This window comes from Vibrio comitans, from assembly GCA_024346835.1.
GTDB classification, from domain to species: domain Bacteria; phylum Pseudomonadota; class Gammaproteobacteria; order Enterobacterales; family Vibrionaceae; genus Vibrio; species Vibrio comitans.
Genome location: AP024866.1, coordinates 364,979 through 390,153 on the forward strand (window position 1 = coordinate 364,979; position 25,175 = coordinate 390,153).

The following is a 25,175-nucleotide window of genomic DNA, read 5'->3' on the forward strand; positions in this document are numbered from 1 at the left end:
AATTAAGTGACGAAGTTCACATATAAAACCCAAATAAATTAGAATTTGATCTAGCTCTAAATATTCCAATTTCATTAGTGATTTTGGCCTTCCTACTAAATAAATCGTTTTCGTCAATACGATGCGCTGCAAGGTAATTGTAAATGTGAGCAATAGCTAATTATTGAGATAAACATAGCCTACAAATAAAAAGAATAAATTTGATATGAAATTTCACAATTGCTGATGAGCTTATTATTTCACAGTATGAATGACAGCAAATTTTGAAGGTTTATTACTCTTAGGTGATGTAAATGGCATCTGTAAAATTTAATAATTTAAAAAAATCCTACGGCGATACGGAAGTAGTAAAGGGCGTTGATCTAGATATTAAGCATGGTGAGTTTGTGGTTCTGTTAGGGCCTTCTGGTTGCGGAAAATCAACCACTCTAAGAATGCTAGCAGGTCTAGAAGACATCAGTGACGGCGAAATCTACATTGATGACTTACTCGTCAATGACCTACACCCAATCGAGCGAAATATCGCAATGGTATTTCAAAGCTATGCCCTTTATCCACACATGTCAGTAGAAGAAAACATTGGTTTTGCTCTAGAAAACATGAAGGTAGATAAAGCTAAGCGTAAAGAGATGGTTGCTGAAGTAGCAGAGGTTCTGGAGTTGACTCCTCTGCTGGACAGAAAGCCAAAAGATCTATCGGGTGGTCAGCGTCAACGTGTAGCGATGGGACGTGCGATGGTTCGTACGCCTGAAGTCTTCCTATTTGATGAGCCACTGTCTAACTTAGATGCCAAATTACGTGGAGCGATGCGTAAAGAAATTAAGGCTCTACACAAGCGTGTGCAAACCACAGTTATCTATGTAACACACGATCAGGTTGAAGCAATGACTTTAGCTGATCGCATTGTGATTCTTAATAATGGTGTTATCGAACAGGTTGGGACGCCTAAAGAGATATTTGAGAAACCTCGCACTAAGTTTGTAGCCAAATTCATTGGTAGCCCTGAAATCAACATTCTGCCTTCTACTGAGAACGAGTTTGTAAGCCGCCTGCCAACTTCTATTGATACCAGTAGCATCGAGTCTATTGGTATTCGTCCACAAGACTTCACTCTGACTGAAAACGACATTGACGTTACTCATCGTTGCTCTGCTGAGATAGATGTGATCGGGCATGAAGTCTTGGGCTCTGTTATTCATGTCAACGGCTTGCTGGGTTCAAAGCGGGTCACCATTGAAACGCCATATCAAGAAGAAGAAATAGACGAGCGTATTAACGTGTTCTTTGATTCTCGAAATGTTCATTATTTCGATGAAAATCAAAACATTACCCTACTATAAAAAGGAAAAAAAATGAAAAAGCTAAACCTCAAGGTAATGTCTATTGCCATAGCATCCGCCGTTGCGGGCTATGCGCAAGCAGAGACAGTGGAACTTAGTGTTGCCTCTTTCCCAAACTTTAACCAAGTGGCGGAAGCTGCTGTTCCTCTATTTGAGAAGCAATATCCAAATATTAAAGTAAAGGTTGTGACATTGGCTTATGGCGATCACCACAATGCGATGACCACAGCACTAGCGACTGGTGCAAACGTTCCTGATGTTATGGGTATAGAGTATGCCTATGTAGGACGTTTCATTGAGGGTGGCGGTTTAGAAGATCTTAATGCGCCTCAATACAACGCAGCTAAATTAACCGATCAATTAGTGCCTTATGCTGTTGCGCAAGGTACTAACTCAAAAGGTGTTCTATCTGGTGTTCCAGCAGATATTGGCCCAGGTGCAACCTTTTATCGCAAAGACATCCTTGATGAAGCGGGTGTAACTGAAGAAGAGCTTCTTAAAGATTGGGATTCCTTCATTGAAGCAGGGATTAAGGTTAAAGAAGCGACTGGCAGTTACATGCTAGCCAATGCTGTTGATATTAAAGACATTTACATCCGTGCCAACCTTAAAGATGGCGAAGGTGTTTACTTCGACAGAGATCACAACATTCTAGTTAACTCACCACGCTTTAAAGAAGCGTTCCGTCTAGCGAAAAAAGCGCGTGATGCAGGAATCGATGCTGAAGTTGGAGCTTGGTCAAACGAGTGGACAGAAGGCCTTCGTCGCGGAACCATCGCATCGCAAATGATGGGTGCTTGGCTAGGTGGGCACTTGCAAGACTGGATTGCACCAGAAGAAGTCGGTAAGTGGCGCACAGCGCAGCTTCCAGCAGGTGCTTATGCAAGTTGGGGCGGTTCTTTCTACGGTATTCCTAAAAAAGCGAAAAACAAAGAAGCAGCATGGACATTCATTGAGTTCATGGCAACTAACACTGAAGTGCAAATGCTTGGCTTTGAAGAAATCAACGCTTTCCCTGCTTTGACATCAGTTCATTCAGCAGAATTTTTCAATGAAGAGGTACCTTACCTAGGCGGCCAAAAAGCTCGCTTGATCTGGCGTGCTGCGTCAGAAAAAGTTCCAGCGCGTGTTGCTGATCGTTATGACGAAGTTGCTCGTCAGGTTATCAATGATGCCCTAGAGCAAGTGTTAGAAAAAGACGCTGATATCGACACGGTACTAGCGGAAGCTGAGAAACAAATCAAACGACGTGCACGTCGTCGTTAAATAACGCCCGGGTTAGGGCGTTAGCCCTAACCCACTCTTTTTTAGTTAGGATAAGATTATGAGTTCTTTATTAGCTGCCAATCCTACTTCGTCACAAAAAGGTCGCTTCTGGCTTCGCAAAGGCAACAAGATTGCTCCATATGTATTTGTGATGCCATTCTTTGTGATTTTTGGCGTATTTGGATTATTTCCACTGTTATTTTCTTTGTATTTGTCATTCCACTATTGGGAGCCTGCAGCAGGTTTAGCCTCTATGGAATGGGTAGGTATTGAGAACTATGTATTCGCTTTGCAAGATGAATGGTTCCAAACGTCTATTTACAATACCTTTGTTATTGCTCTTAAATCAGGTATTCCACAACACGCAGTTGCACTGCCTTTAGCATTCTTTATTCATACCAGTTTCATGAGAATGCGTAACACGGTTATCGGTATTTACTTTGTACCTTACATCACTTCAACCGTGGCGATATCTTTGGTTTTCACGACGCTGTTCTCTCGAGACTTCGGCATGATCAACCAAGTTTTAACCTCTCTCGGTAACTTTACCATTGGGGATATTAAAGTCCTGGCGTGGATCTTCCCTACAGAGAATATTGACTGGGCTAAACCCGCTTATACCAAGGATATGATTTCATTTGTGGTCTTCTGGCGATTTGTTGGCTGGAATACCGTGCTTTACTTGTCTGCATTACAGACGATTCCGAAAGACATCTATGAAGCGGCCATTATCGATGGTGCTAATCGTTATCAGCAATTCTGGCATATTACTTTGCCAATGCTAAAACCTATGGCTTTCTTTGCCGTTACCTTGACCATTATCGGTAACCTGCAGTTGTTTGAAGAACCGTTCATTATCACTGGTGGTACAGGTGGTCTAGAGCAAGCGGGTAAGACTGCGGCAATGCACATGTACATTACGGCATTTGTTGAGAGTGACTTTGGTACAGCATCGGCTATCTCCTGGATACTATTCATGATCATCGCAGGATTGACGCTAGTAAATAACAAACTATTAGGTGGGAACAACCAATGAGAAAAGCAATAGGAAAAGACAAACTCATTGCCTACGGTTTTGTGGCCGTTGGAGCATTAATTATGATTGCTCCGTTCTACTTCATGTTTATATTTTCATCGCACTCAAACGCAGGCATTTTATCAGTACCGCCTCCGATTGGATTGGGTGACTACCTGCTAGAAAACTTTAATACCCTGTTAGAGTTTCTACCGTATTTCTGGCACAACTTAGGCTTGAGTTTATACATAGCAATTGTAGTGACCTTCTTAAACTTATTATTCTGTTCGTTGGCAGGATATGCGTTTGCGATGTTTGATTTTAAATTTAAGAACACACTGTTCGTGGGCATTATGGCGACCATGTTATTGCCTCCATTCCTAGGAATGATCCCAACAGCAATGATCATGTCGACTATCGGTTGGATGAACGATCCTAAAGCACTGATTATCCCAGCAGCTTGTGGAGCGATGGGGATCTTCATGATGCGCCAGTTTATTTCAAGCTCTATCCCTAAAGAGCTAGTTGAAGCGGCGCGCATGGATGGCTGTGGTGAGTTTAAGATCTATTACCGAGTTATCGTGCCTCTTATTACCCCAGCATTCGGTACTCTAGGTTTGATTACCTTCATCGGAACATGGAACAACTTCATGGGACCTTTGGTAGTAATGAACGACATGAAAATGTTCACGGTACCGCTAGCTCTACGTGCCCTGCAGGGCACGGGACAAGTGCCTTGGGGCGCAGTCTCTATTGGTGCTGCCATCGCAGTATTACCACTACTTATTCTATTTATATTGGCATCACGTCGACTTATCGACGGACTTACCTCTGGTGCAGTTAAAGGATAAACCCTACATTCTAACTATTTGATGACAACAACACACTGGATGCTACTGAGGCATCCAGTTGTGTAATTGCATCTTAAAAAAGGAAATAAAGATGAGAAAGTTACTTTTCCCTTCACTCTGTTTCGCATTACTCTCAGCTTGCTCCGCCGAACAAACAAACCAGCCAACTCAAGAAACCACACCGGCTATGGCTAAACCGGGTGAACTTCCGGGTATGCCTCTTAAATCTTTAGCTGACCAAATCAACCTTGCGATAGGCGCTGCCGTAGAGACGCGTCACTTAGAAGATCCTTTATTTCGTCAGGTGTTGATCCGCGACTTCTCGCAGATCACACCAGAGAATGAGATGAAGTTTAGTTATGTTCAGCCTCAGCGTGGTCAGTTCGATTTTAGTAAGGCAGACCAACTTGTTGAGTTTGCGCAGGAACATGACATGGTCGTGAAAGGACATGCCCTTGTTTGGCATATCCAAAACCCTAAATGGTTAGAAGAAACTGAGTGGACCAAACAAGAGTTAAGCGAGGTACTTGAGCAACATATCAAGACGGTGGTCGGTCACTATAAAGGGCGAGTAGCATACTGGGATGTTGTCAACGAAGCCTTCAATGACAATGGTACCTTTAGAGAAACGCTTTGGTATCAAGTGTTAGGTGAAGAGTACATCGAGATGGCCTTTAGGTGGGCGCATGAAGCCGATCCTGATGCTGTGCTGTTTTATAACGATTATTCCACAGAAGCTATGGGCCCTAAATCCAATGCTGTATACCGCCACTTAAAGGCCTTACTGGATAAAGGCGTGCCGATTCATGGGGTGGGCACACAGCTACACTTAATGAGTGAATACCCAATTGGTGAGGCATCTATTGCTCGCAATATTGAGCGCTTCTCCGAGATCGGGCTGGATACACACTTTACTGAGATTGATGTGCGTATGCGAGACAGTGACGGTCAGGCCGGGCTTAATGATCAAGCCAAGCACTATGAGACCTTAATGAAGCTTGCTGCTTATTATCCAGAAGTAGATATGTACACCACCTGGGGGCTGACCGATAAGTACTCATGGGTTCCATCGTGGTTTGAGGGTTACGGTAGAGCCTTGATGTTGGATAAAGACTATAGAGCAAAACCTGCATATATAGCGGTGCAAGATGTGCTGGTGGATGCTGTAACAGGAAACTTTGGTTATGAACCAATTACAGACCTAAGTAACGCTAAGCGTCATGTTTCTCCATTTAATGCCAAGCCTCTGTCGTCAGAATCATTGAATGCTGAAGCTATCGTCTATTACCCATTTGTGTACAACCAACTTAGTGGCAAAGACCAAAGGTTGCCTAATTCTGAGACGGTGAGTGGTAAATGGGGTGTGGGCTATTACAAGAATAAGCTAATAGGCCAAGTTATTCGCTCAGACGAGACAACGGTGACCAACCATAGCCTTGTTCATGAGAATGACAATGTTGAGGTGTTCATTCGACTTGGTGAACAATATTGGCAATTCCGTTCAGTGGTAGGCCAAGATTTTGCTCCGCTAGGTTTCCCAGGAAAAGCAAAGGGAACTTGGAGTAAAGACGGTCAGGTATTTGACTTTGTTATTGAATTTGAAGATTTTGAAGACCTAGTTGGGGAGACGGTAGGCTTTAATATTGCACTATCGGATAATGACAACGATACGGACGATGGTAATCGCAAAGCTCAGCTTTACCCACTAACCGGTAACAACGTAGGTTGGCAGGGTGAGGAGTTTGGTGAGTTGTTCATGAACGGACAGAATGCTGTTGTGTCACCCAATCCAATTTCGACACCACCGACTTTCTCCATGAACCAGTTAAATAACGCACCAAGCAGCGCGGATGACGCTGTTTGGGAAAATGCCTATCGTTACTCATTTGCTTTTAATCAGCTAAATCAAAGAGACATGAGTTTTGATGATGCCGATATATCTGGCTCGTGGCAGGTTGGGGTGCATGGTAAATGGTTGTACGGAGTTGTTGAACGACAAGACGATGTGACCTTTACTGGAGCTGAACAAAGCTACGAAAATGATAACGTAGAGGTATTTGTGCAACATGGCGATAAGGATATGACGCAATTTAGAACTGTAGTTGGAGAAGGTTTTGAGCCAGCTAACTATGCACTTGGTTATCAAGCGCAATGGAACGAGGAGGGCACACAATTGTTGTTTGCCATTGAACTTGATTCAGGGCTAAAAGATGGCGAAAGCATTCAGTGGAATATCGCCCTTTCAGATAACGACGGAGAGGGGCGTAAATACCAACTCTATCCAGTACCGGGTAGTAACATGTCATATCTTGGTGAGGAGCTAACTAGGATAACTTTGCGCTAGATTGGTTAGGATTTAGAAATCGATATCAGGATAGAGGTGGCTTAGGTCACCTCTTTTTCGTTGTTAAATTGAGAAAAGAAGGAAAAAAACGCACACCGTTATGGTGTGCGCTTAATGGGAGTTGGTACCTTATTCTTAGATATCGAGATAAGGTGTAATGGTTTGAATACTGCCGTCTTCGTTATGCGTGAGCTCTGCCATCTTGATATTGCGAAGGTGTGTTTGGCCTCCAGATAACGTGCTGTCATGGTAGAACAAGTACCACTTACCTTCATACTCAGCAATTGAGTGGTGAGTGGTCCAGCCAAGAACTGGCTCTAAAATAACACCCTGGTACGTAAATGGACCATATGGCGATTGGCTGGTGGCGTACACTATTTTGTGGGTATCGCCGGTAGAGTATGAGAAGTAATAGGTATCGTTGTGTTTGTGTAGCCACGGGCCCTCAAAGTAACGACGGTCGGTATCTCCTGCTAAAAGCAGTTCTCCATTCTCATCAAGGATCTCTATATCACGAGGTGTCTCAGCAAGATCAATCATGTTGTCTGCAAGTTTAGCTACCTTAGGTAAAAGGGCTGGCTCGTGATCTTGTGGAAAGATCTCTTCACCATATTCATTATCACGCCAGTTCTGTAGTTGGCCACCCCAAAGTCCGCCGATATAAAGGTAGTATTGGTTGTCCTCATCTTGGAACACTGCAGGATCGATACTGTATGAGCCTTGAATATGCGTTTCTTCAGGAACAAATGGACCTTCAGGCTGCTCGCCAACGGCAACACCGATATGAAAAATGCCTTGTGCATTTTTCGCAGGGAAGTATAGGTAGTATTTGCCGTCTTTCTCTGCCGCATCTGGTGCCCACATTTGACGCTCTGCCCACTTAACGTCTTTAACGTCTAACGCGTTGCCGTGGTCCGTTGCCTTACCAAAAGGTCGATCAAGTGAGATCACATGGTAATCACGCATATCAAAGTGATCGCCATTATCGTTTAAAGGTTGATCCGTTTCGATGTCATGCGATGGATAGATGTAGATCTTGCCATTAAATACATGCGCAGAGGGATCGGCAGTGTACATGTGAGTAACCAATGGAGAAGAGATTGGTTTCAGTGAGCTCGCACGCTCAAGATCGCGAGCCGTTACTTTTTCTGCATCACTCAGTTCGGTTGCTGTTGTGTCATTCATAATATTCTCACTCAAATAGTCATTTAATCTTGTCACAGCACATCACCAGATTGGGCGATGTGCTTATCATTTGTCTTATTGCTTATCTTGATGTTCGACATAGTCGAAATATGCAAAATCGGCTGCACGTTTTTGTCCGCGAATATCAGCGGAAAACAGGGCAGCAAAGCTGCCAGTGAAGCGGAAGATATCTGGACCACCTTCATCTGATAGCGGTGTGCTGTTTAGGGGAGGGCCTATAGGCTGCCAAGTTTGACCGTCTAATGAATAACTGAAGCGATACCACTGGCGATCGAGCTCGAGACGCATAAATACAGAGTCTGCATCACCAATGAAGACTTCTTCGGAATATTCCCCATACACATCATTAATGTTTCCGGCAATTTGTAGCAGTCGATTTCCTTCATCATCCGCGCTCATTTTCAGGAAGTAGTGACCATTGCGCGAATAGTAGGCGCACAATCCTGCCATCTCGTAAGGCGTCTCAGGTGCAAATTCTAGCTTGGTTTCTACAGTGCAATAAAAAGCCTGAAAACGGCGTGCTAGCATGCTTTGTTCGTATCTTGATGAGAGATAGTGGCGACCTTTCAGTCTTAAATATCCCGGGCGCTCAGTTAGAGACAGCCAAGACTCGTCCGCAGGCTCTCTTAGTGTTTGATAATCAACTGCAAGTGTCGTGCTCTCGAAGTTGTCGCGATTTGGCTTACTTGGCCAAGGATGTGGCTGAAGATCTGGGGCTTCTACTTCTAGAGCGGGGATTCGACCTGAAGTGACATAAGGCCACCCCTCTTGCCAGTGTGCTTTTTGAATCGCAGATTCACGTCCAAGAATTGAATAGCCATTGTCATAATCGGGTATGAATTGATAGCCTTCTGGATTTGGAATTCGTCTGCTACACAGATGACTCAGGTACCACTCGCCATTTTGAGTCTCTACAAAGAAACCATGTCCAGCTCGTTCAAGGGGAGCGTTTTCTTGAAAGCGTGTCGTTAGGATTGGGTTTTCAGGATGAACCTCGTAAGGCCCTAATATGTTTTCTGAACGACAGACAGTGACAGCATGGTCACGAGATGTGCCACCTTCTGCGGTAATCAGATAGTAGTAGCCATCTTTCTTGAGAATTTGTGGTCCCTCAGTACAGCCGAGTTTGGTACCTTTGAATACATTGTGTGGCTTTCCAATTAGAGACTGTGTTTCTACATCAAATTCTTGAACAACAATGCCACCAAAGAAATTCGTTTTTTGTCTGCCATCCCACACCATGTTGACCATGTATTTCTTACCGTCGTCGTCGTGAAACAGCGAAGGGTCAAAGCCATAGTTGCCGATAGAGATAGGCTCGCTCCATGGACCTTCGATATTCTCTGCGGTAACCACAAAGCAAGGGGTCGCCATCCAGTTTCCGCCTCGACATGAGTGCACGTTGGAAAAGCATACCCAAAACTGACCATCAGCATAGGTAAGGGTAGGGGCATAGACGCCCTCAGAATTATCCATGCCTTTCATGTCTAATTGCGAGGTGCGCGTGAGAACATGCCCGGCAAGACGCCAATTAACTAGGTCTTTAGAGTGGTGAATTTGAATACCAGGAAACCACTCGAATGTTGAAGTCGCAATGTAATAATCATCGCCAACTCGAACTATGGAAGGATCGGGATTAAAGCCTTTAAGTATTGGGTTTTGGATTACATGTGTCATTGTCATTTCTTATTGTTGTAGTTTACTGAGAGCTTGTTAATTAAAAAGCCCGAGAACCTTAATGTATATGGCGCTCGGGCTCGATTGGTTAACGTATCGCTTTGTTATTTAAATATAAAGCCGTTAACGATGTTCTCTAGATGCTCTTGGCGACCCGATGCCATCTTAGGTGCAATGTTTTTCTCTTGAGCAAACTTAGCCACTTGCTCAAGGTTCATTTCACCGCTTAGGATTTTCTTACCTAGGTCGTCATTCCAGCCAGCGTAGCGCTCAGAAGTGAGCTTGCCTAGCACGTCGTTCTCTAGCATAGCGGCTGCATTTTCTAGAGATTTCGCCATAACATCCATACCGCCAATATGGCCGTGGAATAGGTCTTCAGCATCGATAGATGGACGACGAAGGCGAGCATCAAAGTTAAAACCACCAGTGGTGAAGCCACCAGCTTTAAGGATTTCGTACATCACAAGCGTGTTTTCTTCAACGCTGTTAGGGAACTGGTCAGTATCCCAACCTAGCTGAGCATCACCACGGTTCGCATCGATAGAGCCGAATAGGCCTAGAGAAGTCGCTGTTGCCACTTCATGGTGGAAGCTGTGCCCTGCAAGAGTGGCGTGATTTGCTTCGATGTTTACCTTGATTTCATCTTCTAGGCCGTATTGCTTCAAGAAGCCATACACGGTTGCTGTATCGTAGTCGTACTGATGTTTAGTCGGCTCTTGTGGCTTAGGCTCAATCAAGATAGTGCCGTTAAAGCCAATCTTATGTTTGTGCTCAACCACCATTTGCATTAGGCGACCAAGTTGCTCACGCTCTTGGCGCAAGTCAGTGTTAAGTAGTGTTTCGTAGCCTTCACGACCACCCCAAAGTACGTAGTTTTCACCACCTAGACGCTTGGTTGCGCCCATAGCGTTGAAGATTTGAGTCGCAGCATAAGCAAATACTTTCGGGTCAGGGTTAGTGCCTGCACCAGACATGTAACGAGGGTTTGAGAATGCGTTTGCTGTACCCCAAAGTAGCTTAGTGCCGGTTTCGGCTTGTTTCTGCTCTAGCACGTCAACCATAGTCTGGAAGTTGTTGATGTACTCTTTGATAGAGTTACCTTCAGGAGCGACATCAGTGTCGTGGAAGCAGTAGTAAGGTACGGTCAATTTTGAGAAGAAGTCGAATGCGTGGTCAGCCTTCATACGAGCCACTTCCATCGCATCATTGCTTTTTAGCCATGGACGGTCGTAAGTGCCAGCGCCGAATACGTCCGAGCCAGCCCAGCAGAAGTTGTGCCAGTAGCATGCTGCAAATCGCAGGTGCTCTTTCATGCTTTTGCCCAGTACCATTTTGTCGGCGTCATAGTGGCGGAAAGCAAGTGGGTTTGAAGACTCGGTGCCTTCAAATTTAATTTTATTAATGTTTTTAAAGAATTCGGTCATAATCGTAATATCCAAAATGAGTAACAGGCTTCGATAGTCATAATTTACTTTTTATCTCATTCCTTCAATTACGATTTTTAGTACTAAAATTCATGTATTTGTTATTTGTGCGACAAGTCTCATTCAGGAAATGAAAACACTTTTTGTCGCTATTTATGCTGGGTTATTGAACAGTGATAGCCAGTTTTCAGATGCATATCACATAAACCAGATTGCATAATCAAGTTGCTAATAAGAGTAATTTTAAATAGTTGCCTATTTACTACTATCTAACATGATTAGTAAATCTAATTTCTGATTGATTATTTATAATAAGCTCACCCCCAAGTAAGAGCTTTAATTAATAAAAGCCCCGTATTTATAACGGGGCTTTTTAATATGAACTAGCTTTAACTTTTTTAGGCAGATTTTTCTCTAAAATCTTTAGGTGTCATTTCAAAGTTCTTTTTAAATACCGTGTACATGTACTGTAACGACGGGTAGCCACACACCTCAGCGATATCATTGATTGAGAGTGAGGTACTAGTGAGTAGGTTGCAAGCTCTCTTCAGTTTGGAGTTGTGAATCTCCTGGTGAATAGAGTGCCCTCTTGCCTCTTTAAACCTTACTTCCATATTTGAACGAGAAATACCGACGTAGCTTAGTACTTGATCGACTTTGATTCCTTTACAGGCATTGTGTCGAATAAAGTGCATTGCCTGAATAACATAAGGGTCATTTAAGGCTTGATAATCGGTGCTCTGACGCTCATACACCATTGATGGCGGTATCATGACTCTAGGTCTTGCTGTAGGAACTAGAGATTCATTTTCTGAGTTTGCTTGGGTGTCTAAAATGTTGTGAAGCATCTTAGCTGCACGATAGCCCATCTCTTTACTGCCTTGAGCTACAGAGCTAAGAGATACTCTTGTGAGATAACGAGTTACTTCTTCATTGTCGATGCCAATCACGGCAACCTTATCAGGAACCATGATGTTTAAATGGCTGCATACCTGCAGTAAATGCCTAGCTCTAGAGTCAGTTACAGCAATAATTCCAGTTGGAGTTGGAAGCCTTTGTAGCCAGTCGGCAAGACGGTTCATATCATATTGCCAACTGTCTGATGAAGTCTCATTACCACGAAATATTGCGCTAGCATAACCTTCGCGAGTAACAATGTTTTTAAATGCTTTCTCTCTTTCTCCTGCCCAGCGGCGACAAGGAGCATCAGGGATGCCATAGAAAGCAAAATTTTGTAGCCCTTTGCCTTTTAAGTGTTGGAATGCCATCTCCACCAAGGCTTGGTTATCTGTAGCTACATAAGGGACGTCGGGATAATCATTTTCAGACTCGTAAGAACCACCCACGCCCACAACAGGTATGTCTGAATTCGAAAGTAGACGTTCTATCTCAGGGTTGTCAAAATCAGCGATGATGCCATCACCTTGCCAAGCTTGAACATTCTCCAAGTGAGTCGTAAAGTCCTCTTCTAGAAAAATATCCCAGTCACACTGAGTTGCCTGTAAGTACTCACCAATGCCCTCAATTACTTGTCGGTCATAAACCTTATTTGCATTGAATAGCAAGTTTATTCGATATTTCCTATCCATAATAACAATAAGCCATAGAGTCAAAACGAAGTCGCATGAGTCTAACAGCAGAGTGCATACTCATACACTCAGTCAATACGATGTTGTGATCTTAAACTCATTCGATGAATATAATAAACGTGATACGAAAAATCATAATGAACGAAATTTAATTGCAATAATCTATTGGATGAAATTTAGTGTAATACAGTGTTCTACCTCATCAATAATTAAAACAAATAACCAACTAAGTCATAACAATTATGAAGAGTAAGAATAGGAAGGTAATGTTTATTAATAATGTTATCTAGTGCAATATTAATTGTTATTTATGATGTGATGTATCATGCCTATTGTGCATGATTTTTTGCTCTTTAATTACTTCTAAATGGCGTTTTAGGATCAGAAGAGCATACCCAAGGATCATTACTGCACCCCAAATGATAGCTAAGTAAAAGAAGAAGTCAGCTAAGGTGTCTTTTAGAGGTTGGATGAAGCTTTGTGTTTCCTCGATTTGCATATCAATTCATCCAGTCAATATTTGATGGTTAAATATTAGACTAAATTATGCAATTGCGTGACTATGGTTTTGTGGATTAGTGTACTTGTCCCACAAGATTAGTTTTTGTGTTTCATCTTTCTTGCTTTAGCACTATCAGCAAAAACAAAAAAGGGCCCAAAGGCCCCTTTAAAAACAGAAAGATATAGCTTTATTCAACGGTAACCGCTTTTGCTAGGTTACGAGGTTGGTCTACGTCGGTACCTTTGATCAATGCTACATGGTATGACAGCAATTGCATTGGAACCGTGTAGAAGATAGGTGCTGTAATTTCATTTACATGAGGCATCTTGATGATCTTCATGTTTTCATCACTTTCAAAGCCCGCTTTTTCGTCTGCAAATACATACAGCAGACCACCACGTGCACGTACTTCTTCAACGTTAGACTTCAGCTTCTCAAGAAGTTCGTTGTTTGGTGCGATAACCACTACAGGCATATCTGCATCAATTAGAGCAAGAGGACCGTGCTTCAACTCACCTGCAGCATAAGCTTCAGCATGAATGTAAGAGATCTCTTTTAGTTTAAGAGACGCTTCCATCGCAATTGGGTAGTACTCACCGCGGCCTAGGAACAGTGTATGGTGCTTGTCAGCAAAATCAGGTGCTAGAGCTTCGATTTCTTTATCAAACGCTAGGGCTTTTTCAATCGCAGTTGGTAGCTCATGTAGAGCTTGAACAATCTCTGCTTCACGTGCTGAATCTACGCGACCTTGCAGGCGACCAATAGATACAACCATCATTAACATTGCTGCAAGTTGAGTGGTAAATGCTTTTGTTGAAGCAACACCGATCTCTGTTCCTGCGCGAGTCATAAAGGCAAAATCAGATTCACGAACAAGTGAAGAGCCTGCTACGTTACAAATGGTCATTGCCGCCATGTAACCTTTTTCTTTTGCAAGACGAAGTGCAGCGAGTGTATCGGCAGTTTCACCTGACTGAGAAAGAGTCACAAGTAGGCTGTTTGGACGAGTTACAAATTTGCGGTAGCGGAATTCTGATGCGATTTCTACGTCACAGCTTACGCCTGCAATAGATTCGAACCAGTAACGAGCTGCCATACCTGAGTTGTAAGACGTACCACATGCAATGATCTGAACGTGTTCAACCTTGCTAAGGATTTCTTCTGCTTTAACGCCGATAGCGTTAGTGATAACTGAATCTGCAGAGATACGACCTTCCATTGTGCTGATTAGCGCTGTAGGTTGCTCGAAGATCTCTTTTTGCATGAAGTGACGGTATTTACCTTTATCACCAGCATCGTGCTCAGCGTTAGATTCGTGCTCTTCACGCTCAACTGAATTACCTTCTGCATCAAAGATAGATACGTCGCGACGTGTGATCTCTGCGATATCACCTTCTTCTAGATAGATGAAGCGGCGAGTTACGTTAAGCAGTGCTAGCTGATCTGATGCAAGGAAGTTCTCACCTACACCTAAACCGATAACAATTGGGCTACCAGAGCGAGCTACAACAATACGGCTAGGGTCTTTGCGATCAACCACTACCGTGCCGTAAGCACCATCAAGTTGTTTAGCTGTTTTTTGAAGAGCTTCAACTAAAGACGCTGATGTTCTTAGTTCCCACTCAACTAGGTGAGCAATAACTTCAGTATCTGTTTGAGAAGTAAATACATAGCCACGGCCAACTAATAGCTCACGTAGTTCCTCGTGGTTTTCGATGATGCCATTGTGCACAACAGCAATGTCACCAGACATATGAGGGTGTGCGTTTACTTCACTTGGCTCGCCATGAGTTGCCCAGCGAGTGTGTGCGATACCTGTACCGCCTAGAACGTTTTGTGCATCTACAGCGTCTGCAAGTTCTTGAACTTTACCTAAGCGGCGAACACGAGTTAGGTTTGACTCTGCGTCTACGACAGCAACACCAGCTGAGTCGTAACCGCGGTATTCAAGACGACGAAGGCCTTCTACAAGGATTTCTGCTACATCACGCTGTGCTACTGCACCAACAATTCCACACATGTTTTATTCTCCGATTTGTCTATGCTCATACAGCAAAGACGATAGTAGTTTTAAATTTAGTTGGCTGCTCGAATAACGCGAACAGCTTTTGATTCGATAATTTGTTTGTATTCGTCAGATAGGTTTTTATCGGTAATTACGATATCGATGCTATCCCACGCTAGTTCTAGGTTAGGAATGCGACGACCAATCTTGTCTGACTCAATCATGACGATGACCTGGCGAGAGACCTCTGCCATCACACGACTTAAGCCAATGAGTTCATTGAAGGTAGTCGTACCTCGTTCAAGGTCTACACCATCGGCGCCAACAAACAATTGGTCAAAATCGTATGAACGCAGAGCCGCTTCGGCGACTTGACCTTGAAAAGAGTCTGAATGTGCATCCCAAGTGCCACCTGTCATCAATAGGGTAGGCTCGCTTTCTAGCTCATTGAGCGCATTAGCTGCGGTTAATGAGTTAGTCATTACGACTAAGCCTTTCTTTGTGTTTAGCTTGGAAATAAGAGCACCGGTGGTGCTGCCACTATCGATTAATATTCGATTGTGATCACGAACCAAGGAGGCGGCGACTGATGCTAGAGATAGCTTCTCTTCTGACACCAGTATATTGAGCTCTTCCGCTACCGTTTCTGTTGGGATAGAGACTGCGCCACCATAGCGGCGCAGTAGCTGGCCACTTTGCTCTAACGATGCGAGGTCTTTACGAATAGTAACTTCTGACGTATCAAAGCGCTTTGCTAGTTCCTCAACAGTCACTTCACCTTGCTCTTCTACAAGAGAGGCGATAGCACTGCGTCGAATTTGAGTATTTCGTTTAGTCATATTCGATTTCTTTCGTTTCGATGAGAGCATTCTTTCACATCGAAACTTAAATGTCTACACTTCGAAAGAGTCATGAAACTAGTGGGTTGCATGTCTCCACATATAAGCTGTTGTTATTTATGAATTGAAAAGCATAATTCTCGTTGAAAATTATTGATGGGTTTATTGCTGATATCTTTCGTTTGGAAAGGTAGTGAAAGGGCGTTTTTTGGGTAGTAAAGGCTAAGGTTCTGCTGCTTATGGCTGATCCAGGTCAAAAAATCACTAATAAGGGTTGGACAAAACCACTACTTATTTTACACTACAAAAAAACATTAGAACCCTAAATTATTAGAAAGGTAAAGTTATGAGACTGATTCCGTTAAGCAATGCTGAAAAAGTAGGTAAGTGGGCTGCTCGTCATATCGTTGCAAGCATCAACAAGTTCCAACCAACAGCGGAGCGACCATTTGTACTTGGTCTACCAACTGGTGGTACTCCACTGACCACCTACAAAGCTTTGATTGAACTATATGAAGCGGGTGAAGTGAGCTTCAAGAACGTTGTTACCTTTAACATGGATGAGTACGTGGGCATCGATCCTGAGCATCCAGAGTCTTATCGTTCTTTCATGTACAACAACTTCTTTAATCATGTTGATGTTCAAGAAGAAAACATCAACCTGCTTGATGGTTTAGCTGATGATATCGATGCTCACTGTGCGGCATATGAAGCTAAAATGAAGTCTTACGGTAAGATTAACCTATTCATGGGTGGTGTTGGTATTGATGGGCACATTGCTTTCAATGAGCCAGGCTCATCTCTATCATCACGCACGCGTATTAAGACTCTAACTGAAGACACTCGTATTGCGAACTCTCGTTTCTTTGATGGTGACATCAACCAAGTGCCAAAATACGCACTCACTATTGGTGTAGCTACTTTGCTAGATGCTGAAGAAGTGATGATTCTTTCTCTAGGCCACAATAAAGCACAAGCATTGCAGATGGCAGTTGAAGGCAGTGTAAACCACATGTGGACCGTGACAGCTCTGCAGCTTCACAATAAGGCTGTAATCGTTGCTGATGAGCCTGCACAGCAAGAACTTAAAGTGAAAACAGTGAAGTACTTTAACGAGCTAGAAGCTGAGAACATCAAAGATCTATAAGCTTAGCTAGATTGATAAGGCTTGATTTCAGAGAATAAAAAAACCACCGCAAGGTGGTTTTTTGTTAGGAGGTTAAATCATTTTCTCGACAGAGTTTATTGATGATATCCGTTATGGCCAGCACTAGGGTTGAGCGCACTCTCTGGAAGTGTCGCGTTAGAAACATATCTAACGTGGCGCCACTCATACCTTCTGCCAGCGTCGCATCAAACTCAAGTGGCATAATGCCCTTAATCGAGTTGATCTTATTGAGTTCAAACAATACATCAACCTCTGTGAAGCTGACGTCTTCTCCCTGAATTTTTGCCCACTCCCTTAGTGTCATGAAGATTTCTATATCATCGTAGACTTCTTTGGAGATGCTTCCTAACCCTAACAAAAGCTTGGTTCTTACTTGAATTTCACCTAAAGGACCATCGTTGGTTAATAGGGGATCAACCACATATTTAACCGCATAGTCGTCTTTGAATAAGATGCTTTTGAGCAATGCATCAACGGTATCGTCTAATGCATCAAAAGCAGTTAGCAGGCACTCATGAGCGCTTTCTGCTTCAGAAAGGGCCTCAAGAAGTTCTGTTTCATGCTCAGGGGTTATGGGCATATAACTCTTATTATTGTGGGGATTAAAATTAAAAGGTGCCTCATAAGAGGCACCTCTGGTTTGGATCATTTAATCGCTAGGTAAGCTTGTTCCGCTAGTTTAACAACTTCAGCATCAACATTCAGCTCAGAGTAGTGTGCTAATGTCTCAGCAAAGCCTTTTTCTGCAAACATAGCTTGAAGTTCAACAGCTTGTGGATCGTCGTCATTCTTATAATGGAATGCAGCGGCGATGCCTTTTAGTAGGTGTTTGTTTGGTAGATTGTACTCTAGAGTCCCGTTTAGCGGTTTGATCAAACGGTCTTGAGGGCTTAGCTTACGAATAGGTTGACGGCCTACGCGATCAACTTCATCTCGAAGGAACGGGTTAGCGAATCGACCAAGAATCTTTTGAATGTAAGCTGCGTGAGCTTCTGGATCGAAGCCGTAGCGACGAATCAATACCTCACCACTTTCTTCCATCGCCGCTTTTACTTCAGCAAGAATTGCAGGATCTTCGATTGAGTCTTTGATGGTCTCGTGACCAGCAAGAACACCAAGGTACGCAGTGATTAAGTGACCTGTGTTAAGAGTAAATAGTTTACGCTCAACAAATGCCATTAGGTTATCAGTACATTCCATACCTGGGATGTTAGGAATCTCACCCTTGAATTGAGTTTGATCTACAATCCACTCACTAAAGGTTTCTACAGTTACAGCTAGTGGATCTGTTTCACCTTCTTCTGCTGGTGGAACGATACGGTCTACTGCTGAATCAACAAAACCTACAAATTGGTCAGCTTTAGCTTTTACTTCATCACTTAGGTGACCGTAAACCGCTTCTTTAAGCTGAGTAGTACCACGTACCATGTTTTCACAAGCAATGATGTTTAGTGGTGCTTCGTTACCTTGTGAGAAACGCAACTCAAGGCCTTGTGCGATGGTCTTTGAGATGATGTTAAGAACCGTTGGACCTACAGCAGTTGTCACCATATCTGACTCTGCAATGCAGTTCACAACTTCAGGGCTAGTTGAGTTGACTGCGGTTACGTTTGAAACGGTGTCTACAACACAATCCGCGCCAACAACCTTAACAGAATACTCATTTCGCTCGATCAGAGCGTTTACTACAGTTTCATTTACATCTGCAAATGTCACAGCGATACCAGCATCAGCAAGTAGCTTACCGATAAAACCACGACCAATGTTACCTGCGCCAAAATGTAAAGCTTTCATAACAGTACCTAACCAATAGAAATTAATAAAAATAAAAAGGAGGCCAGCATAATAAGGGGAGCTGGCCTCGTCACTTACTTAGGAGCGTGACTTAAAGCTTTTACTTTCCGTTGAGGATATTCAATACATCTTGAGGGTTAGATGTAGTCTTCAACAGTTCAACAGCCTCTTCGTCATCAAGTGAATTCGTGATAGCGGTGATTACTTGAATATGTTCGTCACCTTGTGCAGCGATACCGATTACCATCTTCGCAATATCATCTTCGTCTTCACCCCACTGAATACCTTCAGGGAATTGGCAGAACACGATGCCAGTGCTTTCAACATACTGTTTAGCTTCGATAGTGCCATGTGGTACAGCAATCGACTCACCTAGGTAGGTAGATACAAGCTCTTCACGAGCAAGCATGCCGTCTACATATTCAGGGCGAACATTGCCAAGCTTAACCAGTTGCTCACCAGCGAATTTGATGACTTCTTCTTTAGTCTTTGCTTGCATACCTAGGAAGATATTATCGTTTGATAGCTTCAATGTACCTTGTTGTGCTGGCTCTTCTTTAGCCGCTACTGGAGCCTCTGAAGCACCTTGAGCTTCTAGCAGCTGTGCAACTAGATTGTCGTATACAGCGCCGTCTAGGAAGTTAGACAGTGAAATATGATAAGCACTATCAACCACTGAGCGAGCACGGTCTGTTAGATCTTTGTGTGTTACAACGATATCGACGTCTTGCGGTAAGTTATTGATTGCTAAGTTGGTGACTGAAATATCTAGACCTGCAGCTTCAACTTTTTTGCGCAGTAGACCTGCACCCATTGCACTTGAACCCATACCAGCGTCACACGCTACGATGATGTTCTTTACTGCTGACATGTTTACATCAGCGTTTGCAGCTTGGCCTTTAGAAGACGCTTTCATGTCTTTCATTTGGCTCGCAGCTTTCTCTAGAGAATCTTCTTCATCATCTGTTTGAGCTTGAGTTTTCATTAGTAGCGATGCAACAAGGAATGATACCGCTGCTGCTGCGACTACAGAAAGAATTACACCGATGAATGAATCTTTAGGTGTCATGATTAGAACTGCAAAGATAGAGCCCGGTGAAGCTGGAGAAATTAGACCTGAGCTAAATACTACGTTAGTGAATACACCCGTCATACCACCTGCGATTACAGCAAGGATTAGACGAGGGTTCATCAATACGTATGGGAAGTAGATTTCGTGGATACCACCAAAGAAGTGGATAATAGAAGCACCAGCGGCAGATTGCTTAGCATTGCCTTTACCAAATACCATGTAAGCTAGAAGTAGACCAAGACCTGGACCTGGGTTCGCTTCAATTAGGAAGAAGATTGAACGACCTAGTTCTTCAGATTGCTGTACACCTAGTGGAGTAAAGATACCGTGGTTGATTGCGTTGTTTAGGAATAGGATCTTTGCAGGCTCTACGAAAATAGAGGCTAAAGGAAGTAGGCCAGCGTTTACCATTACATCTACACCAGCTGCTAGGCCAGAAGATAGAAGTTTAACAGCAGGACCAATCACCAAGAACGCTAGGATGGCACAAATCATACCAACGATACCAGCAGAGAAGTTGTTGACCAACATCTCAAAACCGCTCTTCACTTTACCGTGAACTGCAGCGTCAAATTTCTTGATTGCTAGGCCGCCTAAAGGACCTACGATCATTGCACCCATGAACATTGGGATGTCAGTACCGACGATGACACCCATAGTAGTGATTGCACCTACTACTGCACCACGGTCACCACCGACCATTTTACCACCTGTGTAACCGATTAAGAGCGGTAGAAGGTAGGTGATCATAGGACCAACCATAGCTGCTAACGTTTCGTTAGGAATCCAGCCTGTTGGAATGAATAGGGCGGTAATGAAACCCCAAGCAATGAATGCCCCAATATTAGGCATAACCATGTTGGAGAGGAAACGACCAAAGTTCTGTACTTTGATCTTAGCTTCGGGAGATAGCATAGAGTGACCTCGTTTATTATTTGAGCCAGTTGGCAGTGTTGTTTTGTTTAACGTTGACAAAAATCTATCACATAAAATTGAAAACGCACGGCTCACCCAGAAAGCGTGATAAATATCACACCAGTTCTGTTTGTACTATTAATTAACAGTGATCTGAATCACATAAAAGCTGTGTCAATAAATTACATAAGCAATTTATTGAGATTTACTCTCATTTGACTCCGATCTAGATCACACTTTATTCTCTTTAGAGAGAATATTTATTGTGATTTAAATCTCATTTTTTGTATTTAATACATAATTACGGTGAATTGATGGTTGGTTTGTAAGCGTGACTTGTATGATTCATGCGCAGATTAGGGCTGGCAGTAACATTCTGTAATTAAATTACATTGTGGCTGTGTGACATGCTAAAAAGTGAGGAGCTGCACTTTACCTGTGTGAAGTAGCAAGCTCATGTAGAACTATTGTTTATTGAAGGGAAGATACTGCTTCATAGTCGAGTGATTAATATTTTATGGACGCTCTGACTTGAACATTGCACGTGACACTCCTAGCTTTGAGATACAGACAAACTCACTCAAGGTATGCGTATGAGCCAACTGACTCCATATTTGTTTTTCTCAGGGAAATGCGAACAGGCCCTAGGTTTTTATTGTGATGTTTTTTCTGGTGAGGTTGTTTCGCAGCAACTCTTCTCTGACGCTCCACAGGTAATAGAAGGCGCTGAACCTCATTGGATTATGCATGCTGAGTTTAAATGCCCTCATTTTACACTGATGATGTCAGACGGCCTGAAAAGCACAGAGAGAGACGGTCCTATAGCCCTGTCTATAATGCTTGATGATATGAGCCAGCAGGCTGAGATATTTAATGCATTGGCAGAAGAGGGGCAGGTGATTATGCCTCTAACCGATATGTTCTGGGGTGCTCACTTTGGTCAGCTGGTTGATAAATTTGGTATCCGTTGGATGCTCCATTGCCAGAATGATGTAGGGGCTAACAATCAATAGTGGTTTGATACCTGTATTGGCAACTTGGAATATTTTTCCCCTAGTTCATTCTGAACTAGATATATTCATCGCTCACAAAGTTCTTATTCTTCAGATACAGAAAAGCCCCAGTCCGAAGACTAGGGCTTACAATGTGGTTTCGCTTGTAATACTTGAATGGGCCGGCCATCCGGTTGCGACATATGCATCGTTCACAAAGTTCTTGTTCTCAGATACAAAAAAGCCCCAGTCCGAAGACTAGGGCTTATAATGTGGCTCCCCCTGCAAGACTTGAACTTGCGACATACGGATTAACAGTCCGCCGTTCTACCAACTGAACTAAGGGGGAATTACTTTTAAGCAAATAAATGGTGCCGACTACCGGAATCGAACTGGTGACCTACTGATTACAAGTCAGTTGCTCTACCTACTGAGCTAAGTCGGCTCCGTATCAATAGCATAAGCTAGTGATGAAAAATGGCTCCCCCTGCAAGACTTGAACTTGCGACATACGGATTAACAGTCCGCCGTTCTACCAACTGAACTAAGGGGGAATTACTTTTAAAGTAAATAAATGGTGCCGACTACCGGAATCGAACTGGTGACCTACTGATTACAAGTCAGTTGCTCTACCTACTGAGCTAAGTCGGCACACTTATATTTCTTACTGATGTCTAAGACACCAACAATTAAATTGTGGTGCCCGGAGGCGGAATCGAACCACCGACACGAGGATTTTCAATCCTCTGCTCTACCGACTGAGCTATCCGGGCGACGGGGGGTATTAAACGGTTTTTCGTTATTCAGGTCAACAAAAAAATGCAAAAAATATTCCACTTGATGAAATTCTAGTCCGAAGCGTACATTTTATGTATAAAAGAGCACTTTTTTCACCAATTAATAACTAATTCTTTTCTTATTGCTACATTTTTTGGTTACCGCATATAGGGTAGCGATTGATAAACCTATGACTTAGTGATGATGATACAGAGATCGTACTGAGTAATAACTTATTGATCGCTAACTGAGAGTATATTCAGAGATAAGCGGATAGATAAATTTTTGAGTGCTGAATTGTTGCTCTTTTAGTTCAAGGGTAGAAAGAGCTCAACTAGGGAGGTATGGCTACTGTTGAAATATCAATGTGTGCTCTGATTCTGCTGATTGGTAGTTAGCCTGGGTGGCAAAGGTAAAATGGTGGCACAAGCAAGATGGAGTCCAAAGAGAAACTGGTGTCTTCCCCGAGTGGTTTTATCGGGGATCTGAGTAGTTCAGCAGTTGAAAAGGTCTCTATAAAGTTATTCGGAGACGACGGTAATGAGAAAGCTTGAAGATTTAAAAGAAACTAGTTCAAAGACTAAGGCTTATAATGTAGTTCCCCTGCGGGGCTCGAACAGGCCGACCAACTGGGTGCGACATATTCATCGTTCACAAAGTTTTTCAGATACAAAAAAGCCCCAGTCCGAAGACTAGGGCTTGTAATGTGGCTCCCCTTGCAAGACTTGAACTTGCGACATACGGATTAACAGTCCGCCGTTCTACCAACTGAACTAAAGGGGAATTATTTGTGCAATGTTTTCACATTCAGCACCAAATAATGGTGCCTCGAGGCGGAGTCGAACCACCGACACGCGGATTTTCAATCCGCTGCTCTACCAACTGAGCTATCGAGGCATAAAGAATGGTGCCGACTACCGGAATCGAACTGGTGACCTACTGATTACAAGTCAGTTGCTCTACCTACTGAGCTAAGTCGGCACACTTTATTCTTTGTGCAATGTTGACGTTACTTGAACACCAACAATCAAATTGTGGTGCCCGGAGGCGGAATCGAACCACCGACACGAGGATTTTCAATCCTCTGCTCTACCGACTGAGCTATCCGGGCAACGGAGCGCTATTAAACGTATTTTTGAGGAATTCGTCAACCTGTTTTTTGGTTTTTTTTCAAAAAGCGTGTTGTTTGCTTTTAATTTGAGCATATTGCTCAAATTATCCCTTTCCTTGGTTAAAATCGCGCTTGTATTTGGTGACCTTCTCTAAATATCTTCGTGCTTCAGCGTTACTGTGTTTATTGGTTAATGCCCAATAAACTTGATTTGGTTGCAAAGAATTTAAGTTTTTCATCGCATTACTACGACTGTTTCGATCGAAGGTGTTCAATACTCCACCAGTTCCACCGTTATAAGCAGAGATCATGCTGTACTCTAGCGATAAGAAATTGTTCACATCTTTCAAATAACGGTTTTTCAGAATGTAGAAGTAGGCCGTACCTGTATCAATATTGTTCTCAGGATTGAACAAATACTCTGGAGTAGGGATGCCAGGCTTCTTTTTGACCAGCTTAAATACGTCGGCGCCTGCAGTTTTTGGTACCACTTGCATAAGTCCATAAGCATTCGCCCAACTCACAGCGTAGGGATTAAAACTACTTTCAGTTTTTATTATCGCGTAGATCAAGTCTTCTGGAATGTCATAGCGCTGCGAAGCCCTTCGCACAATATCTGCGTACTTATATGATCGTACTTCTGAGTGCGTAGCAACCATAGGAATTTCTACATAGTGAGCTATTTTGTAGTCCACTTTCCTGGTCTTCATCTTGTTTGCAATTAGGTAGTCTGCAAACTTATTTGCTCGCCAGTTCCACTGAATTGGCTTACCTTCTTGATCTACAACCTGTTGATATAGAAAGGGTTCTCCCTCAAGTTTGATGTTAGTCGAGGAAAAAAGATCAACGTGTGCAGGATCATCTGGTGTCAATAAAGTCGTGATGATCGCGGTTTTTAAGTGGGCTTTTGGATCATTGGAGGCCACCGTCTCGATCGTGATCTTGCCTGTGGAGAAGTTAACTTCAGCTCGACTGTCATAGTTATCTATGTACTTCACGTAGTTGCTTTTACCTGCAACTTTGACCTGCTGCTTACCCCATTTTTTCTCAATATCGCCAGTAAAACTACTGATTAATGAGTCTAGAGCCGCGGTGTCTTTTTCAAATTGTCCGGGCTTAGGTGCCAAATTTTTGGCCGCAAATCGACTAGTAGGTTCATAGTTTACGTCGTAGATTTTTTCTACAAATTCACGACTACAACCAGCAAGAATTAAGGGAAGGGCAAGATAGAGCAGCTTTTTCATTGGCATCCAAAAATAAAAAAAAGAGTGGCAGAAGCCACTCGATA

General features: G+C 43.1%; 18 protein-coding genes and 9 tRNA genes. 7 read left to right on the forward strand and 20 right to left on the reverse strand.

Translation table 11 applies throughout. From position 1 onward, the window contains the following. The first annotated feature begins 293 nt into the window (after nt 1-293). The 5 genes from OCU46_RS01745 (at nt 294) to OCU46_RS01765 (ending at nt 6,816) form a co-directional block, all read left to right on the forward strand. Entirely contained in the window at nt 294-1,340 is a 1,047-nt protein-coding gene (locus OCU46_RS01745; RefSeq protein ID WP_141273694.1) for an ABC transporter ATP-binding protein, read from the forward strand. Between the two features lie 12 nt (nt 1,341-1,352). Then, nucleotides 1,353-2,606 (forward strand): extracellular solute-binding protein, encoded by a 1,254-nt coding sequence (locus OCU46_RS01750; protein WP_141273696.1) that lies wholly within the window; start codon nt 1,353-1,355, stop codon nt 2,604-2,606. Between the two features lie 58 nt (nt 2,607-2,664). Then, complete coding sequence (locus OCU46_RS01755; protein ID WP_141273698.1) at nt 2,665-3,642, forward strand: carbohydrate ABC transporter permease; 978 nt, start codon at nt 2,665-2,667, stop codon at nt 3,640-3,642. Next, nucleotides 3,639-4,472 (forward strand): carbohydrate ABC transporter permease, encoded by an 834-nt coding sequence (locus OCU46_RS01760; protein ID WP_141273700.1) that lies wholly within the window; start codon nt 3,639-3,641, stop codon nt 4,470-4,472. Before OCU46_RS01755 ends, OCU46_RS01760 begins: the two co-directional genes overlap by 4 nt. A gap of 91 nt (nt 4,473-4,563) precedes the next feature. Further along, on the forward strand, nt 4,564-6,816 hold the full coding sequence (locus OCU46_RS01765; RefSeq protein ID WP_141273703.1) for an endo-1,4-beta-xylanase: 2,253 nt from the start codon (nt 4,564-4,566) through the stop codon (nt 6,814-6,816). A 135-nt stretch (nt 6,817-6,951) separates the two neighbouring features. On the opposite strand, the gene OCU46_RS01770 is transcribed toward OCU46_RS01765, so the two are convergent. The 7 genes from OCU46_RS01770 to OCU46_RS01800 all read right to left on the reverse strand — a co-directional run bounded on the left by OCU46_RS01770 (nt 6,952) and on the right by OCU46_RS01800 (nt 16,058). After that, entirely contained in the window at nt 6,952-8,001 is a 1,050-nt protein-coding gene (locus OCU46_RS01770) for a glycoside hydrolase family 43 protein (RefSeq protein WP_141273705.1), read from the reverse strand. A gap of 75 nt (nt 8,002-8,076) precedes the next feature. Further along, nucleotides 8,077-9,699 carry a glycoside hydrolase family 43 protein gene (locus tag OCU46_RS01775; RefSeq protein WP_141273707.1) on the reverse strand — a complete coding sequence of 541 codons (1,623 nt, stop codon included), beginning with the start codon at nt 9,697-9,699 and terminating at the stop codon, nt 8,077-8,079. A 104-nt stretch (nt 9,700-9,803) separates the two neighbouring features. Then, nucleotides 9,804-11,123, reverse strand: coding sequence for a xylose isomerase (xylA, locus tag OCU46_RS01780; RefSeq protein WP_337972451.1), 1,320 nt, complete (start codon nt 11,121-11,123; stop codon nt 9,804-9,806). A gap of 398 nt (nt 11,124-11,521) precedes the next feature. After that, entirely contained in the window at nt 11,522-12,712 is a 1,191-nt protein-coding gene (locus OCU46_RS01785; RefSeq protein WP_280176839.1) for a XylR family transcriptional regulator, read from the reverse strand. Nucleotides 12,713-13,016: 304 nt separating this feature from the next. Next, nucleotides 13,017-13,211 (reverse strand): hypothetical protein, encoded by a 195-nt coding sequence (locus OCU46_RS01790; RefSeq protein WP_141273125.1) that lies wholly within the window; start codon nt 13,209-13,211, stop codon nt 13,017-13,019. A 190-nt stretch (nt 13,212-13,401) separates the two neighbouring features. Beyond that, the gene (gene glmS, locus OCU46_RS01795; protein ID WP_141273127.1) at nt 13,402-15,234 is read right to left on the reverse strand and encodes a glutamine--fructose-6-phosphate transaminase (isomerizing); all 1,833 of its coding nucleotides are present in this window, start codon (nt 15,232-15,234) and stop codon (nt 13,402-13,404) included. 56 nt (nt 15,235-15,290) lie between these two features. Beyond that, complete coding sequence (locus OCU46_RS01800; protein ID WP_141273128.1) at nt 15,291-16,058, reverse strand: DeoR/GlpR family DNA-binding transcription regulator; 768 nt, start codon at nt 16,056-16,058, stop codon at nt 15,291-15,293. A 346-nt stretch (nt 16,059-16,404) separates the two neighbouring features. Here OCU46_RS01800 and nagB point away from each other — a divergent pair, with 346 nt between their 5' ends. Then, the gene (gene nagB, locus OCU46_RS01805; RefSeq protein ID WP_141273130.1) at nt 16,405-17,205 is read left to right on the forward strand and encodes a glucosamine-6-phosphate deaminase; all 801 of its coding nucleotides are present in this window, start codon (nt 16,405-16,407) and stop codon (nt 17,203-17,205) included. A gap of 64 nt (nt 17,206-17,269) precedes the next feature. Here nagB and OCU46_RS01810 read toward each other — a convergent pair whose 3' ends face one another. From OCU46_RS01810 to OCU46_RS01820, 3 genes are all read right to left on the reverse strand, one after another. Next, nucleotides 17,270-17,806 (reverse strand): MltR family transcriptional regulator, encoded by a 537-nt coding sequence (locus OCU46_RS01810; protein ID WP_141273132.1) that lies wholly within the window; start codon nt 17,804-17,806, stop codon nt 17,270-17,272. 65 nt (nt 17,807-17,871) lie between these two features. Next, the gene (locus OCU46_RS01815; protein ID WP_141273134.1) at nt 17,872-19,020 is read right to left on the reverse strand and encodes a mannitol-1-phosphate 5-dehydrogenase; all 1,149 of its coding nucleotides are present in this window, start codon (nt 19,018-19,020) and stop codon (nt 17,872-17,874) included. A gap of 100 nt (nt 19,021-19,120) precedes the next feature. Beyond that, the gene (locus OCU46_RS01820) at nt 19,121-21,007 is read right to left on the reverse strand and encodes a PTS mannitol transporter subunit IICBA (RefSeq protein WP_141273136.1); all 1,887 of its coding nucleotides are present in this window, start codon (nt 21,005-21,007) and stop codon (nt 19,121-19,123) included. 593 nt (nt 21,008-21,600) lie between these two features. Between OCU46_RS01820 and OCU46_RS01825 the strand changes: the two genes are divergently transcribed. Continuing rightward, nucleotides 21,601-22,020, forward strand: a complete 420-nt coding sequence (locus OCU46_RS01825; protein WP_141273138.1) for a VOC family protein — start codon at nt 21,601-21,603, stop codon at nt 22,018-22,020. Between the two features lie 252 nt (nt 22,021-22,272). On the opposite strand, the gene OCU46_RS01830 is transcribed toward OCU46_RS01825, so the two are convergent. The 10 genes from OCU46_RS01830 to mltC form a co-directional block, all read right to left on the reverse strand. Further along, nucleotides 22,273-22,348: transfer RNA gene (locus tag OCU46_RS01830), tRNA-Asn, on the reverse strand. A 20-nt stretch (nt 22,349-22,368) separates the two neighbouring features. Then, nucleotides 22,369-22,444 (reverse strand) — tRNA-Thr (locus OCU46_RS01835). Between the two features lie 33 nt (nt 22,445-22,477). Next, nucleotides 22,478-22,553, reverse strand: a tRNA-Asn gene (locus OCU46_RS01840). A 21-nt stretch (nt 22,554-22,574) separates the two neighbouring features. After that, nucleotides 22,575-22,650 (reverse strand) — tRNA-Thr (locus OCU46_RS01845). Between the two features lie 46 nt (nt 22,651-22,696). Then, nucleotides 22,697-22,772: transfer RNA gene (locus OCU46_RS01850), tRNA-Phe, on the reverse strand. 711 nt (nt 22,773-23,483) lie between these two features. After that, nucleotides 23,484-23,559: transfer RNA gene (locus tag OCU46_RS01855), tRNA-Asn, on the reverse strand. A 38-nt stretch (nt 23,560-23,597) separates the two neighbouring features. Beyond that, nucleotides 23,598-23,673: transfer RNA gene (locus OCU46_RS01860), tRNA-Phe, on the reverse strand. Between the two features lie 8 nt (nt 23,674-23,681). Continuing rightward, a tRNA-Thr gene (locus OCU46_RS01865) sits at nt 23,682-23,757 on the reverse strand. A 54-nt stretch (nt 23,758-23,811) separates the two neighbouring features. After that, nucleotides 23,812-23,887: transfer RNA gene (locus OCU46_RS01870), tRNA-Phe, on the reverse strand. Nucleotides 23,888-23,991: 104 nt separating this feature from the next. Continuing rightward, nucleotides 23,992-25,131 carry a membrane-bound lytic murein transglycosylase MltC gene (mltC, locus tag OCU46_RS01875; protein ID WP_141273139.1) on the reverse strand — a complete coding sequence of 380 codons (1,140 nt, stop codon included), beginning with the start codon at nt 25,129-25,131 and terminating at the stop codon, nt 23,992-23,994. Nucleotides 25,132-25,175 lie beyond the last annotated feature (44 nt).

Bases quoted from the DNA above. Each gene is read 5' to 3' on its own strand.
- OCU46_RS01745 (WP_141273694.1), top strand. From the start codon at position 294: ATGGCATCTGTAAAATTTAATAATTTAAAAAAATCCTACGGCGATACG.
- OCU46_RS01825 (WP_141273138.1), top strand. From the start codon at position 21,601: ATGAGCCAACTGACTCCATATTTGTTTTTCTCAGGGAAATGCGAACAG.
- OCU46_RS01820 (WP_141273136.1), bottom strand. From the start codon at position 21,007: ATGCTATCTCCCGAAGCTAAGATCAAAGTACAGAACTTTGGTCGTTTC.
- OCU46_RS01765 (WP_141273703.1), top strand. From the start codon at position 4,564: ATGAGAAAGTTACTTTTCCCTTCACTCTGTTTCGCATTACTCTCAGCT.
- OCU46_RS01770 (WP_141273705.1), bottom strand. From the start codon at position 8,001: ATGAATGACACAACAGCAACCGAACTGAGTGATGCAGAAAAAGTAACG.
- OCU46_RS01775 (WP_141273707.1), bottom strand. From the start codon at position 9,699: ATGACACATGTAATCCAAAACCCAATACTTAAAGGCTTTAATCCCGAT.
- xylA (WP_337972451.1), bottom strand. From the start codon at position 11,123: ATGACCGAATTCTTTAAAAACATTAATAAAATTAAATTTGAAGGCACC.
- glmS (WP_141273127.1), bottom strand. From the start codon at position 15,234: ATGTGTGGAATTGTTGGTGCAGTAGCACAGCGTGATGTAGCAGAAATC.
- OCU46_RS01800 (WP_141273128.1), bottom strand. From the start codon at position 16,058: ATGACTAAACGAAATACTCAAATTCGACGCAGTGCTATCGCCTCTCTT.
- nagB (WP_141273130.1), top strand. From the start codon at position 16,405: ATGAGACTGATTCCGTTAAGCAATGCTGAAAAAGTAGGTAAGTGGGCT.
- mltC (WP_141273139.1), bottom strand. From the start codon at position 25,131: ATGAAAAAGCTGCTCTATCTTGCCCTTCCCTTAATTCTTGCTGGTTGT.
- OCU46_RS01790 (WP_141273125.1), bottom strand. From the start codon at position 13,211: ATGCAAATCGAGGAAACACAAAGCTTCATCCAACCTCTAAAAGACACC.
- OCU46_RS01755 (WP_141273698.1), top strand. From the start codon at position 2,665: ATGAGTTCTTTATTAGCTGCCAATCCTACTTCGTCACAAAAAGGTCGC.
- OCU46_RS01785 (WP_280176839.1), bottom strand. From the start codon at position 12,712: ATGGATAGGAAATATCGAATAAACTTGCTATTCAATGCAAATAAGGTT.
- OCU46_RS01760 (WP_141273700.1), top strand. From the start codon at position 3,639: ATGAGAAAAGCAATAGGAAAAGACAAACTCATTGCCTACGGTTTTGTG.
- OCU46_RS01810 (WP_141273132.1), bottom strand. From the start codon at position 17,806: ATGCCCATAACCCCTGAGCATGAAACAGAACTTCTTGAGGCCCTTTCT.
- OCU46_RS01815 (WP_141273134.1), bottom strand. From the start codon at position 19,020: ATGAAAGCTTTACATTTTGGCGCAGGTAACATTGGTCGTGGTTTTATC.
- OCU46_RS01750 (WP_141273696.1), top strand. From the start codon at position 1,353: ATGAAAAAGCTAAACCTCAAGGTAATGTCTATTGCCATAGCATCCGCC.